Consider the following 12,520-nt stretch of genomic DNA (forward strand, 5'->3'; position numbering starts at 1 on the left):
CGCCGCAGTTTTGCCGACCCCCATCCTTACCGGTCGGCCTGGAGCCTTTTTCATGGACGATATTCAACAGCGCTGGCTGTGCGCCCTCTCTGCGCCGATGGTGGCGCTCAATCCTCGCGCCGAATACGACGAGCCAGCGTTTTACGCCGATCCGCAATTCATCGACTTGCAATGCAGCTGGGGAATCAATGACCGCCCGCAATTATTGAGCATGTTCAAACGCATGACCGACAACGGTCATGCCAGACATCTCAATGGTGCCTATCAGGCCTGGCAGCGTTGTCTGCCCGGCGAATGGCACGCATTGATGGATACCCTCGAGCCGCGTGAGCGCGTTCTGCACGATTTTGCCAGTCGCACCTTTGGTGACTGCGGGCCTGGCGGCATTCTGGCCTGGGACTATGGTCGCATGGGGTTTCTGCTGCGCTGCGCGGTGCGCAACCAGTGGATTGATCCGACTGAAAGCGCCTGGTTGCACGGGCGGTTGGCGGTCAGGGCCCAGTATCACTACAGCAGCTGGAAATCGTATTTCAACGGATTCCTTTTCGGTCGCGGGTTCTGGGGATGTGAAAGCAAAGGTGATGACACCTTTGCTTTCGAGCTGGATCGGCAGGGCGAGCAATCGAACAGCGTGCAAGTGGCCCGTGGGCTTGCGCAGAACATGCCGGTTTTTCTGAACAACCTGCCTTGGCATCTGGAGCTCGACTTGCCCCAGCGTCCGGAATCTCTTGAGGAGTTCGACTGGTCATGAGTTGCTGGATACGTTTGGGTATCGAACCCACCGACGATGAATCGTTGATTCGAGATGCGTACCGCGCACGGCTGCCGGAACATCATCCGGAATCCGACCCTGAAGGATTCCAGGCACTGCGTCAGGCATACGAAAGTGCGATTCGCTTTGCTCGCGAAGAAGCACTTGAAGTGTCTGAAACCGTGGTTTCGGAAGTGCCTCAGGCCCTTGCCGACTTTGACAATCTGTTGAACGACCCGGCGCAGCGTTTTGATCCGCAGGCCTGGCAGAGCTTTGTCAAAACCCTGGATCAACTGCCGCTCGGCGTGCTCGACGACCTGCGCTGGGCGCTGTTTGGCCAGATGTTCAACGCCGATCTGTTGTCGCATCGTTGCGCCAGCGTACTCGTTGACCACATGGGCTGGCAGCATCAGTTGATGTCGCTGGGCTTCGAGCAGGCTCGGCAGGCGGAAGACTTTCTCGATCAGATCAATAAGCCCGACCCGTTCGATATGGCGTTGATGGGGGATTGGTCCGCCGCTGCGCAGACCGAAAGCCTTTGGTATTTGCACACCCTGGATATGATCTTCAATCAGCGCTCGCTGCAGGAGTTCGACCGCTTTGTCAGTCGGCACACCTGCCTGCCATTGCCGGATCACACGGCGTCGATCAAGCGTCTGGTCGTGCAGTTCACTCAGGCTGGCATTGGGGGCGAGGGGCTGCGGCAGTTCTGCGTCGAGCTACAGCGTGAAACGCCGAATGACGTGGATTCGCTGTACCTGCTGGCCTGTCAGAACAGCCTGCTGGGGCTGGAGGACGAGGCATTTGCGTGCTGGGTGCAACTCTGGCAGGAACACCGGCACCCGAAGGCCGAGAGCGAGTTGTTGGGCTTGTGCGCCAGGCGTCAGCCGGATTTTCTTCCTTTGTTGATTCAGGCCTTCGACCGTCTCGGTGATTTTCGCGATTGGGCCTTTGATCTGGGGGATGCCACTCAAGCCTACGGCAGTCCATCGCTCCGGCCCGAAACCCTGGCTCGCTGGATGGGCATTGGCCCGGACCAGGCTCAGGGCCTGGCCAAGGCGTTTTTGAACTGGCGGATGGCCGACGACGAATTGCCTTTGCTCGCGTTGCTGTTGGGCGCGCACGACGATGTTCGACTGCAGCAGCTTTATCGACACGCCTGGGCTCTGCATCGAGGCGATGTGCAACTGTTACAACAGTTGGTCGATCAGCCTCCGGCCATCGATGCACTTGAAGAACTGGTTCTGAGCGGGTTCAGGTCTCAAGCCCGACAGCATTTGCGTTGGTTGAGTCATGGGCCGATCCCGCTGACGATGGGCGCGTTTATCGATGAGGGTTCACAGCAAACGCACCTGCCCGAAGCGCTGGAGAAAGGCAGCGGCCACAAAGTCTGCCTTGCATGGCTGCGCAGGTTGCGAGCATACAGCCCGGTAGCGCTGGAGCGAATCGAGCAGGCGTTCTCCTTGGGCGACACGTACACGGCCGGCGAGCTGGCGGTGCTGAGTGTGCTGACCCAATTGAGTGATCGAGGCGTGGCATTGCCACCTGTCGGCTCGGGAGAAGCGGTGTGGCAATGGCACGCCAGCACCCTATATCTGTTGGCATTGCTCAGCGAGCCGGAACGCTGGCTGAGCTTGACGGGTGATCTGACGCTGGAACACCTGCCGTTCGATTCGGCCCAGCCAGCCAGTCGGTTGCAACCGCTGTTGCGGCGTCTTTATCGCGAGCAGGGAGATCTCAACGGTTTGCTTGGCTGGTTGCAGGTCGAAGACCCGGTGCATGCCGTTCTTGCCCGGCAATTGATGGGCGTCCAGCAAGCACTCGACAGCGTGCGATTACTGAGCAATGACCGCTTGTATGATTGTGTGCACAGCGACCTGCGTGCGTTCAGTGATGACGTGCTCGGACGCATGCTGCTGACCGGTGTGCTGTATCACGATCCATTGATGGATGCGCAGCAGCGCCGCTATTTGCTCGAAAGGACAACCGAGATCATCAACTCACAGGACTGGTTCGACGGTTTCCGTCACAGTCTGATCAAGGGCGAGCCGACGCACCCGCCATCACAGGCGTTGACGGAGTATGAAGGTATCCACAGCGAGACCTTTTACCTGGCCCTCGATGCGCTCAAAGGGTTGGTGCGCTACGGCAGCGCCGGGGTGCCGCGACAGAAAATTTTGCTGCGCATGCAGCGCGCCAAGGACAACCCGGACCATGGGGTCGGTCTGCGTCTGGCGTTCAGTGCATTGTTGTCGTGGTCGGAACGCTTGCTGCTGGCCCGGGCCGACAGTCGTCCGGCATCGCCTGTGGCCTTCTGGCGCCTGAATACTCGCCTGGCGCGTGGGCCGTTCTTCTGGCAGGTGCTCGGCTCGTTGTTGGTGACGCCGCTGGCGGCTTTGCTCAGCGGCACACCGTTGTCCGCAATTGCCGTATTGCTGCTGGGCGGTGTGTTCTTGCTTGGGGCCATACTGCGACGTTTGCATGACATGGGGCGGGGCATCCCGACGTTGTTGATCCTGCTCTGCCTGTCGCCGGTGTTGCCGTTTCTGCCGTTGATGCTGTTTGCGTTTCCCGGTGACAAGCTGCCCAACCGTTATGGTGTGCCGCCGGACAGCGCCGGTGAAGACATGCTGCCCGGCGGCTTGCAGGCTACGCTGCGTCGGCTCAACGGTTAGAGATGCAGTTCATCGAGCGCCTTCTCGAGCTGTGATCGATGGCTGGCAATCTCTCTGGGTTGCTGGCCGCCGAGCACGGCGTTGAAGGTGTCCATCCAGTCGGCAATGCGTTCGCGTTCATTGCCGAGGCTCTGCATCCAGGCGCGTTCAAGGCGTGCCAGCAATGTGCGGTTGGGCAGCGAATCGCGAGGGTGGACTTTCAGGGTAGAAAGTCGTTCACGGCTGTCTTGCCGAGCCTGCTCGTCGAGCCCGGTCGGACTGCGGTCGATACTGTGGCTGTGACGTTCGCCACTGTCGAGCAGGGTGACGTCCACTTCCAGCAGGCCATTGATGTCATAGCTGAAGCGTACATCCAGGCTCTGAATGTGTTCGCTGGGCTTGAACTGCACATCAAAGGAATCGATGAAGATGTTGTCGCGCACCCACGGGCGCTCACCCTGATAAACCGCAATGCGGATCTCGGTCTGTTGTGCAAACGTTGTGGAGTAGCGCTGTACCCGTGAGGTCGGAATAACGGTGTTGCGCTCGATAATCGGCGAAAAAGCACCACTGATACCTTCACCACGGTTGGTCGAAATCCCCAGGGTGTAAGGGCAGACATCGGTCAGAATCAACTCTTCAACTGCACCGTCCCGTGCCTTGCACGCCGCTTGCGTCGCCGCACCCAGTGCGACGATCGTGTCCGGATCGAGGTGTCGGTAAGGCAGGCGTCCGAAGAGCGTGGCCACCATTTGCTGCACCGCCGGCATCCGTGTGGCGCCGCCCACCAGCACCAGGCTGTCGAGGTCTCGGGGTTTGAGGCGGGCATCGCGCAGGGCTTGCTCGATCGGTGCGCGCAAGCGGGCCAGAAGAGGTTCCCAGATTTTTATCGCGCGGGTTTCGTCCAGCGACCATTCGAACGTCCTGTCGGTATATCGCCAGTTCAGGTGCCGGGTGCCTTCACCGAGTTTGCATTTGAGCTGTTCCAGCGCATCGCTCAAGCTGGCCATGCCCTGCGCGTCGATCATGGCGGGCGTCAGTTGCCATTCGCTGAGGCACGCCTGCAGCAAGGCCTCGGTAAAGTCTTCGCCACCCAGAAAGTTGTCACCAGTGGACGCATGCACCTCGATCAGCGGCAACGCATATTCCAGCACCGTGACATCGAAAGTCCCGCCGCCCAGATCGAAGATCAGCGTGCGTTCGAATTTCTGTTCATGCAGCCCGTAGGCCATGGCGGCGGCGGTCGGCTCGTTGATCAGTCGGGAGACTTTCAGCCCTGCCAGTTCGGCAGCGAACAGCGTGCGTTTGCGTTGCTCGTCACTGAAATACGCCGGCACGGAAATCACCGCTTCAGACACCGGATGACCGAGAAAGGCCTCGGCATCCTGTTTGAGCGAACCGATCACCAGCGCCGAGAGTTCTTCCGGGCTGAATGAGCGCCCACCCAGTTCCAGACGTTTTTCACTGCCCATGAATCGCTTGAACGCCGCCGCTGTGCGTTCCGGGTGGGTGGTCAGGCGTGCGCGGGCGGCTTTGCCGACCAGAATGCTGTCGTCTTCATCGAGGCTGACGACGGAAGGCGTGAGTACCTCGCCGAGGGCGTTGGGGATCAACCGGGCCTGACCGTCCTGCCAGACGGCGATCAAACTGTTGGTGGTACCAAGGTCAATGCCCAGCAGGGCCGGGCGGGGGAGGGTTGCATCCTGCATGATCGATCTCGAAACGGCGCGAAAAAACGCGACCCTACAGGTTGCCGCCAACCCTGGCAATTACCGGCCTGACGTCAATGCCTGCGGTCAGCAACCGCAGGCGTTCCGGTCAAGCCAGCAACCCTTTCAACACCTCCAGCGCCACCGGCCGACTGTGCAGATACCCCTGATACAAATGGCAACCCAGCCCTTGCAGGAACTCCAGTTGCTCCGGGGTTTCCACGCCTTCGGCGATCACTTCCAGCTCCAGGCTGCGGGCCATGGCGACGATGGCGCGAATGATCTCGGCGTCGTTGGGGTCGCTGGTGGCGTCGCGGATGAAGGATTGATCGATCTTCAGCGTGTCCACCGGTAGGCGTTTCAGATAGGTCAGTGATGAATAGCCAGTGCCGAAGTCGTCCATGGCGAAGCTCACGCCGAGTTTTTTCAGGCGGCGCATCTTGCTGATGGTGTCTTCCAGATTCTGGATGACGATGCCTTCGGTGATTTCCAGTTTCAGCAGCGAGCAGGGCAGGCCGTGGCTGGTCATGCTGTGTTCGATGCGTTCGACGAAGTCGTTCTGGCGGAACTGCCGGGGGCTGATGTTCACGCACAGGCTGAACGCCAGAGGATCGATCAGGCCTTCGGCGATCAGTTGTTTGAAGGCATCGCAGGCCTCATCGAGGATCCAGGTGCCGACCTCGAGGATCAGCCCGCTGTCCTCCAGGACCTTGATGAACTCGGTGGGTGATTGTGCGCCGAGTTCCGGGTGATTCCAGCGCACCAGCGCTTCGGCGCCGATGATGCGATTGTCCCGGGCGTCCACTTGCGGCTGGAAATGCACGTTGAATTCGCCACGGGACAGCGCCAGGCGCAGATCGGTCTCCATGCGCAGCCGTTCGCTGGCCGCTTTCTGCATGGTGTTGTGGTACATCTGCGTGGTGTTGCGCCCGGAATCCTTGGCCCGGTACAACGCAATGTCCGCGCGCTTGAGCAGGTCGGTCGGGGTCGAGCCGTGATCGGGAATCAGTGCGACGCCAATGCTCGGCGTCACTTGCAGGCGCTGGCCGTCGAGGAACATCGGCTCCGAGAGCAATTCGCGAATGGTGTCGGCCAGTTCACGCACCTGGCCGCTGACTTCGTTGCGGGTGCCTTCCAGGCCGCTGAGCAACACCACGAATTCATCGCCACCGAGCCGAGCCACGGTGTCTTCCATGCGCACACTGGCTTCGAGGCGCGCGGTGATGATTTTCAGCACCGTATCGCCGACCGGATGGCCGAGCGAGTCGTTGATGTGCTTGAAGTGATCCAGATCGAGAAACAACAGCGCGCCGCGCAGGTTGTGGCGTTTGAGCAGGGCGATCTGCTGGCTCAGGCGATCCATCAGCAGCGCACGGTTGGGCAGGTTGGTCAGCGGGTCGTGGTAGGCCAGATGACGGATCTGCGCTTCGGCGTTCTTCAGCAGGCTGACGTCCCGGGCGGTCATCAGCAGGCAGGCGGTTTCGTTGAGCGTGATCGGCTCGACCGAAACCTCCACCGTCAGCAATTCCCCGCGCTTGTTGCGCCCGAGCATTTCCTGATGGTGCACGCGGCCCTTGATCTGTAGCTCTGCGAGCAGCCCCGAGCGCTGTTTTTCCTCGGCCCAGATGCCGACCTGATACACGGTCTTACCGACCACTTCATCGGCACGGTAGCCGGTCAGGCGACAGAAGCCGTCGTTGACCTCCAGATAACGCCCGGTGTCTCGTTCGGTGATGGTGATGGCGTCGGGGCTGGAGTGAAACGCCTTGGCGAACTTCTCTTCACTGGCCTTGAGCGCCGCTTCCGAGCGCTGTTGCTGGGTGATGTCGCGCAGCGTGGTGACGATACACGGCTGGTTGCCGACGCTGATCTGGCGGCTGGAAATCACACAGGTCAGCGACTGACCGTCCTTGTGCTGGACGATGATCGCGACATTGCTCAGGCCCTGTTCGCGGATCACCCGTTCGATGCGCTGCAGGCTTTTCGCCGAGGCATCCCACAGACCGATTTCTTCGGCGGTATGGCCGATGACGTCAGTGGCGCTCCAGCCGAAAGTCTGGGTGAAACTGGAGTTGATCTCGATGAATTCCCCGGTTTCCTGGCGGGTCACGCAAATCGGGTCGGGGCTGACCTGGAACAGCGTGGCGAACTTCTCTTCTGAAGCCACCAGCCGTTGTTCGCGTTCGACCTGATCGGTGATGTCCAGCAGGGTGCCCGCCATGCGCAGCGGCGCGCCGTTTTCATCGCGATAGAGGCGGGCGCGGCTTTCCAGATAACGTGAGCTGCCGTCCGGCAGTTGCACGCGATACGTCAGCTGATAATTGCCCGCCGGACCTTCGCGCAGGCTGCGGTAGGCGTCGCGCATGCTGTCGCGTTCCTCGCCGGGCACGCCTTCGAAGAACTCGTCAAAAGATTCGTGAAACGGAATCGGCTCCAGCCCGTGCAATTGCGCGGCCCGGGCCGAGCCATAGAGCATGCCGCTGGGAATGTGCCAGTCCCAGGTGCCGAGCTGGGCAGAGTCCAGCGCCAGATCGAGGCGTTCCTGGCTGTCCTTGAGCGCGTGCTCGGCGGCTTTGCGTTCGGTGGTGTCGAGAAACGTGCTCAACAGATAAGGCTGGCCTTCGAGTTCGACCTTTTGCGCACTGAGAATGCCGTCATGGACTTGGCCATTGCTGGCGCGGAACTGCACTTCCATGCTGATCAGTTCGCCCTTGGCCTTGGTCTTCTTGACCAGCTCCGCCCGTTGCTCGGGATGCACCCACAGGCCCAATTCCAGGGTGGTGCGCCCGATCGCACTTTGCACCGGCCAGCCGAACAGACTTTCGAAATACTGGTTGGCCTCGCTGATCAGGCCGTCTTCCTGGCGGGTCAGCAGCACCATGTTCGGGCACAGATGAAACAGTGTGGCGAAACGTTTCTCCGAACTGCTGAGGGCCTGTTCCCGTTGCCGCTGGTGGGTGATTTCACGGATCACCCCGATCATTCGGGGCCGGCCATGCTTGTCCGGCAGCAGGCTGCCATTGATCTCCAGCCAGTGCAGGCTGCCATCGGGCCAGCGGATGCGGTGGTGCATCGCCTGTTCCAGCGGCGCGCCGGCTATTACCGCGTGGAAGGCGCGAACGGTTTTCGCCCGGTCTTCCGGCGGCAGCAGGTCGAGGTATTCCAGGTCTTCGGGCAACGGCTGCCGTGGATCGAAGCCGAACAAGGCCTGAGTGCCCCGCGACCAACTGATCTGCCCGCGTTCGATGTCCCAATACCAGGCGCCGAGCCGGGCGCCATTGAGCGCCGCGAGCAATTGCGGCGCGCTCTCCCAGCTCTGCTCGGAACGCCGTGGATCAATGGCCTGAATACGCGGCATCGGCGGAATACGGTCAACAGATTTCGGCATTGTTAAGGGGCCTTGAGCTGATTTGGGCATTAGGCACAGGGACGGCAGCTCTATAGGAGTAGCACAAGTCAGCCGTGATTCCCTGGCAGATCGATTTGAGCGTCCAGCAGGGCCATAAACGCCCGTGCAGCATTCGACAGCGTCCGTTCGGTGTGCAGGATATAGCCTAGCTGGCGACTGAGCTGTATGCCCGGCAAAGGTATGCGCGCCACCTGTTCATCGAGCATGGTGCGCGGCAAAACGCTCCACGCCAGGCCAATCGACACCATCATCTTGATGGTTTCCAGGTAGTTAGTGCTCATGGCGATGTTCGGCGTCAGCCCCTGTGCCTCGAACAGACGTTGGACAATATGGTGGGTAAAGGTGTTGCCGCCGGGGAAAACCGCCGGATGGCCGGCAATGTCCGCCAATGTGACAGCGCCGTTGCTGATCAGTGTGTGTTCCGGTGCAACTACGAAATCCAGCGGGTCATCCCAGACCGGCGTGGCCTTGACCAGTGTGTGCGGCTCCGGCGCCAGGGTGATGACCGCCAGTTCTGCACGGCCATGGAGAATTTCTTCGTAGGCCACTTCCGAATCGAGGAACTGAATATCCAGCGCCACCTGTGGGTAACGGCGGGTGTACTCCCTTAATAAGGGGGGCAAACGGTGCAGGCCGATGTGGTGACTGGTGGCCAGGGTCAGACGACCGGTCACTTCGCCGGTCAGGTTGGTCAGGGCGCGGCGCGTGTCATCGAGCACGTTGAGAATCTGATAAGCCCGTGGCAGCAAGGCCCGGCCGGCCTCGGTCAGACCCACTTCGCGGCCCAGTCGGTCGAACAGCCGCACATTCAGTTGCTGCTCCAGCCCGGCGATGCGTTTGCTGATCGCCGGTTGCGTCAGGTGCAGGCGTTCACCGGCGCCGGAGAAGCTCCCGGACTCGGCGATGGCGATAAAAGCATTGAGGTTGGCCAGATCCATGTTCGTATTCCAGTTGGTTATCCAAAGCATAAAAAATATGAATTTGAGTTATTCAATCTAACCCCATAGGATCGGCCTCACAAGCCAAAGGGTTATTGATAAGCCCAGGGCATAGAAACAAGCTGATGAGGAAACGTCTGATGGCCGGCAAAACGCTCTACGACAAGCTCTGGGATTCGCATTTGGTCAAGCAGCGCGACGATGGTTCGGCGCTGATCTACATCGATCGTCACATCATCCACGAAGTGACCTCGCCGCAAGCCTTCGAAGGCCTGCGTCTGGCCGGGCGCAAGCCATGGCGCATCGATGCCAACATCGCGACCCCGGACCACAACGTACCGACCACCCCGGAGCGCAAGGGCGGCATTGCGGCCATTGCCGACCAGGTCTCGCGTTTGCAGGTTCAGACCCTCGACGACAACTGCGATGAATACGGCATCGTCGAATTCAAGATGAACGACGTCCGTCAGGGCATCGTCCACGTGATCAGCCCGGAGCAGGGCGCGACCTTGCCGGGCATGACCGTGGTCTGCGGCGACTCGCACACCTCGACCCACGGCGCATTCGGCGCATTGGCCCACGGGATCGGCACTTCCGAGGTCGAGCACGTGCTCGCCACTCAGTGCCTGGTCGCCAAGAAAATGAAGAACATGCTGGTGCGCGTCGAAGGCCAGTTGCCGTTCGGTGTGACCGCCAAGGACATCGTTCTCGCCGTGATCGGCAAGATCGGCACCGCCGGCGGTAACGGCCACGCCATCGAATTCGCCGGCAGCGCCATCCGTGACTTGTCCGTCGAAGGTCGCATGACCATCTGCAACATGTCCATCGAAGCCGGCGCCCGTGTGGGTCTGGTGGCGGCTGACCAAAAGACTGTGGATTACGTCAAGGGCCGTCCGTTCGCACCGAAAGGCGCCGAGTGGGATCTGGCTGTCGAATCCTGGAAAGACCTGGTGTCCGACGCCGACGCGCATTTCGACACCGTGGTCGAGCTCGACGCTGCGCAGATCAAGCCGCAAGTCAGCTGGGGCACTTCGCCGGAAATGGTGTTGGCCGTTGATCAGAACGTGCCGGACCCGGCTAAAGAGATGGATCTGGTCAAGCGCGACTCGATCGTCCGCGCCTTGAAGTACATGGGTTTGACCGCCAATCAGGCGATCACCGACATTCAGCTCGACCGCGTATTCATCGGTTCCTGCACCAACTCGCGCATCGAAGATTTACGCGCTGCTGCGGTGATCGCCAAGGGCCGCAAGGTTGCTTCGACCATCAAGCAGGCCATCGTGGTGCCGGGTTCGGGTCTGGTGAAGGCGCAGGCTGAGGCCGAAGGTCTGGACAAGATCTTCCTCGAAGCCGGTTTCGAATGGCGTGAGCCGGGTTGCTCGATGTGCCTGGCGATGAACCCGGACCGTTTGGAGTCCGGCGAGCATTGCGCCTCGACGTCCAACCGTAACTTCGAAGGCCGTCAGGGCGCCGGTGGCCGTACCCACCTCGTCAGCCCGGCCATGGCCGCTGCGGCGGCGGTGAACGGTCGTTTCATCGACGTTCGTGAATTGATCTGAGGAGCGCAGCATGAAAGCTTTTACCCAGCACACTGGCCTTGTCGCACCTCTGGATCGTGCCAACGTCGACACCGACCAGATCATCCCGAAGCAGTTTCTGAAGTCGATCAAGCGCACCGGTTTCGGCCCGAACCTGTTCGACGAGTGGCGTTACCTGGATGTCGGTCAACCGTATCAGGACAACTCCAAGCGTCCGCTGAACAAGGAATTCGTGCTCAACGCCGAGCGTTATCAAGGCGCCAGCGTGTTGCTGGCCCGCGAAAACTTCGGTTGCGGCTCCAGCCGTGAGCACGCGCCATGGGCGCTGGAAGAATACGGTTTCCGCAGCATCATCGCGCCGAGCTACGCCGACATCTTCTTCAACAACAGCTTCAAGAACGGCTTGCTGCCGATCATCTTGAGCGACGCGGAAGTCGACGAACTGTTCAAACAGGTCGAGGCCGCGCCGGGCTATCAGTTGCAGATCGATCTGCACGAACAGACCGTGACCAGCCCGAACGGCAAGGTGTACCGCTTCGAGATCGACGCGTTCCGCAAGCACTGCCTGCTCAACGGTCTGGACGACATCGGCCTGACCTTGCAGGACGGCGATGCGATCGCGGCGTTTGAAAGCAAGCATCGCGCTAGTCAGCCGTGGTTGTTCCGCGACGCGTGAATTTGAAAGGTTGAAACCCCAATAAAAGGAAGTACCCATGACCAGCACCGCCCAGCACAGTCAGGTTGTACAAAAGCAATTCGGTGAACAGGCCGCCGCCTACCTGAGCAGCGCCGTTCACGCTCAAGGCACTGAATTTGCGCTGCTACAGGCTGAGCTGGCGGGGCAGGGCGAGGCTCGGGTGCTGGACCTGGGTTGCGGCGCCGGGCACGTGAGTTTTCACGTCGCTTCGCTGGTGAAAGAAGTGGTGGCCTACGACCTGTCGCAGCAGATGCTCGACGTGGTGGCCGCCGCTGCCGTTGATCGCGGTTTGAGCAATGTGTCCACGGTCAACGGCGCCGCCGAGCGCCTGCCGTTCGCCGATGGCGAGTTCGATTTCGTGTTCAGCCGTTACTCGGCGCACCACTGGAGTGACCTCGGCGTTGCGCTGCGCGAAGTGCGTCGGGTGCTGAAGCCGGGTGGCGTGGCGGCGTTCATCGATGTGCTGTCGCCGGGCAGCCCGTTGTTCGACACCTACCTGCAGAGCGTCGAAGTGCTGCGCGACACCAGTCATGTACGCGATTATTCTGCCGGTGAGTGGCTGCGCCAGGTCAGCGAGGCCGGTCTGCACACCCGCAGCACCACGCGTCAGCGCCTGCGTCTGGAGTACAACAGCTGGGTCGAGCGCATGCGCACACCTGAAGTGATGCGCGCCGCGATCCGCCAGTTGCAGCAGTCGATGGGCAACGAAGTGCGCGAATATTTTGAGATTGAGGCCGATGGTTCGTTCAGTACAGATGTACTGGTGCTCTGGGCTGAAAAGTAATCTTGGAACGATAAGTATTTTTCCGGGCGCGCCTGTCGAT

General features: G+C 60.7%; 8 protein-coding genes. 5 read left to right on the forward strand and 3 right to left on the reverse strand.

All coding sequences use genetic code 11. The features are described 5' to 3' along the window. Window positions 1-52 precede the first annotated feature (52 nt). Together IF199_RS09815 and IF199_RS09820 are read left to right on the forward strand one after the other, a co-directional pair. Entirely contained in the window at window positions 53-751 is a 699-nt protein-coding gene (locus IF199_RS09815; RefSeq protein ID WP_192560218.1) for a DUF1266 domain-containing protein, read from the forward strand. Further along, the gene (locus tag IF199_RS09820; RefSeq protein WP_192560219.1) at window positions 748-3,426 is read left to right on the forward strand and encodes a DUF805 domain-containing protein; all 2,679 of its coding nucleotides are present in this window, start codon (window positions 748-750) and stop codon (window positions 3,424-3,426) included. Before IF199_RS09815 ends, IF199_RS09820 begins: the two co-directional genes overlap by 4 nt. Here IF199_RS09820 and IF199_RS09825 read toward each other — a convergent pair. From IF199_RS09825 to IF199_RS09835, 3 genes are all read right to left on the reverse strand, one after another. Next, a complete protein-coding gene (locus tag IF199_RS09825) occupies window positions 3,423-5,114 on the reverse strand; it encodes a molecular chaperone HscC (protein WP_192560220.1) in 1,692 nt (563 codons plus the stop codon). The genes IF199_RS09820 and IF199_RS09825 overlap by 4 nt on opposite strands. 109 nt (window positions 5,115-5,223) lie before the next feature. Then, window positions 5,224-8,502: a PAS domain S-box protein gene (locus IF199_RS09830; RefSeq protein WP_192560221.1), complete on the reverse strand. Its 3,279-nt coding sequence runs from the start codon at window positions 8,500-8,502 to the stop codon at window positions 5,224-5,226. Between the two features lie 68 nt (window positions 8,503-8,570). Then, the gene (locus IF199_RS09835) at window positions 8,571-9,461 is read right to left on the reverse strand and encodes a LysR family transcriptional regulator (RefSeq protein ID WP_096821193.1); all 891 of its coding nucleotides are present in this window, start codon (window positions 9,459-9,461) and stop codon (window positions 8,571-8,573) included. 140 nt (window positions 9,462-9,601) lie between these two features. Between IF199_RS09835 and leuC the strand changes: the two genes are divergently transcribed. The 3 genes from leuC to IF199_RS09850 are packed head-to-tail and all read left to right on the forward strand — an operon-like array spanning window position 9,602 to window position 12,480. Then, window positions 9,602-11,020: a 3-isopropylmalate dehydratase large subunit gene (gene leuC / locus IF199_RS09840; RefSeq protein WP_096821194.1), complete on the forward strand. Its 1,419-nt coding sequence runs from the start codon at window positions 9,602-9,604 to the stop codon at window positions 11,018-11,020. A 10-nt stretch (window positions 11,021-11,030) separates the two neighbouring features. After that, the gene (gene leuD, locus IF199_RS09845) at window positions 11,031-11,675 is read left to right on the forward strand and encodes a 3-isopropylmalate dehydratase small subunit (RefSeq protein WP_192560222.1); all 645 of its coding nucleotides are present in this window, start codon (window positions 11,031-11,033) and stop codon (window positions 11,673-11,675) included. 37 nt (window positions 11,676-11,712) lie between these two features. Continuing rightward, window positions 11,713-12,480 (forward strand): class I SAM-dependent methyltransferase, encoded by a 768-nt coding sequence (locus IF199_RS09850; protein ID WP_011333352.1) that lies wholly within the window; start codon window positions 11,713-11,715, stop codon window positions 12,478-12,480. Window positions 12,481-12,520 lie beyond the last annotated feature (40 nt).

It is taken from the genome of Pseudomonas allokribbensis (genome assembly GCF_014863605.1).
Taxonomy (GTDB): domain Bacteria; phylum Pseudomonadota; class Gammaproteobacteria; order Pseudomonadales; family Pseudomonadaceae; genus Aquipseudomonas; species Aquipseudomonas allokribbensis.

What these genes read in the sequence shown, in the direction of transcription:
- IF199_RS09815 (WP_192560218.1), top strand. Translation starts at nt 53, where the DNA reads ATGGACGATATTCAACAGCGCTGGCTGTGCGCCCTCTCTGCGCCGATG.
- IF199_RS09820 (WP_192560219.1), top strand. Translation starts at nt 748, where the DNA reads ATGAGTTGCTGGATACGTTTGGGTATCGAACCCACCGACGATGAATCG.
- IF199_RS09825 (WP_192560220.1), bottom strand. Translation starts at nt 5,114, where the DNA reads ATGCAGGATGCAACCCTCCCCCGCCCGGCCCTGCTGGGCATTGACCTT.
- IF199_RS09830 (WP_192560221.1), bottom strand. Translation starts at nt 8,502, where the DNA reads ATGCCGAAATCTGTTGACCGTATTCCGCCGATGCCGCGTATTCAGGCC.
- IF199_RS09835 (WP_096821193.1), bottom strand. Translation starts at nt 9,461, where the DNA reads ATGGATCTGGCCAACCTCAATGCTTTTATCGCCATCGCCGAGTCCGGG.
- leuC (WP_096821194.1), top strand. Translation starts at nt 9,602, where the DNA reads ATGGCCGGCAAAACGCTCTACGACAAGCTCTGGGATTCGCATTTGGTC.
- leuD (WP_192560222.1), top strand. Translation starts at nt 11,031, where the DNA reads ATGAAAGCTTTTACCCAGCACACTGGCCTTGTCGCACCTCTGGATCGT.
- IF199_RS09850 (WP_011333352.1), top strand. Translation starts at nt 11,713, where the DNA reads ATGACCAGCACCGCCCAGCACAGTCAGGTTGTACAAAAGCAATTCGGT.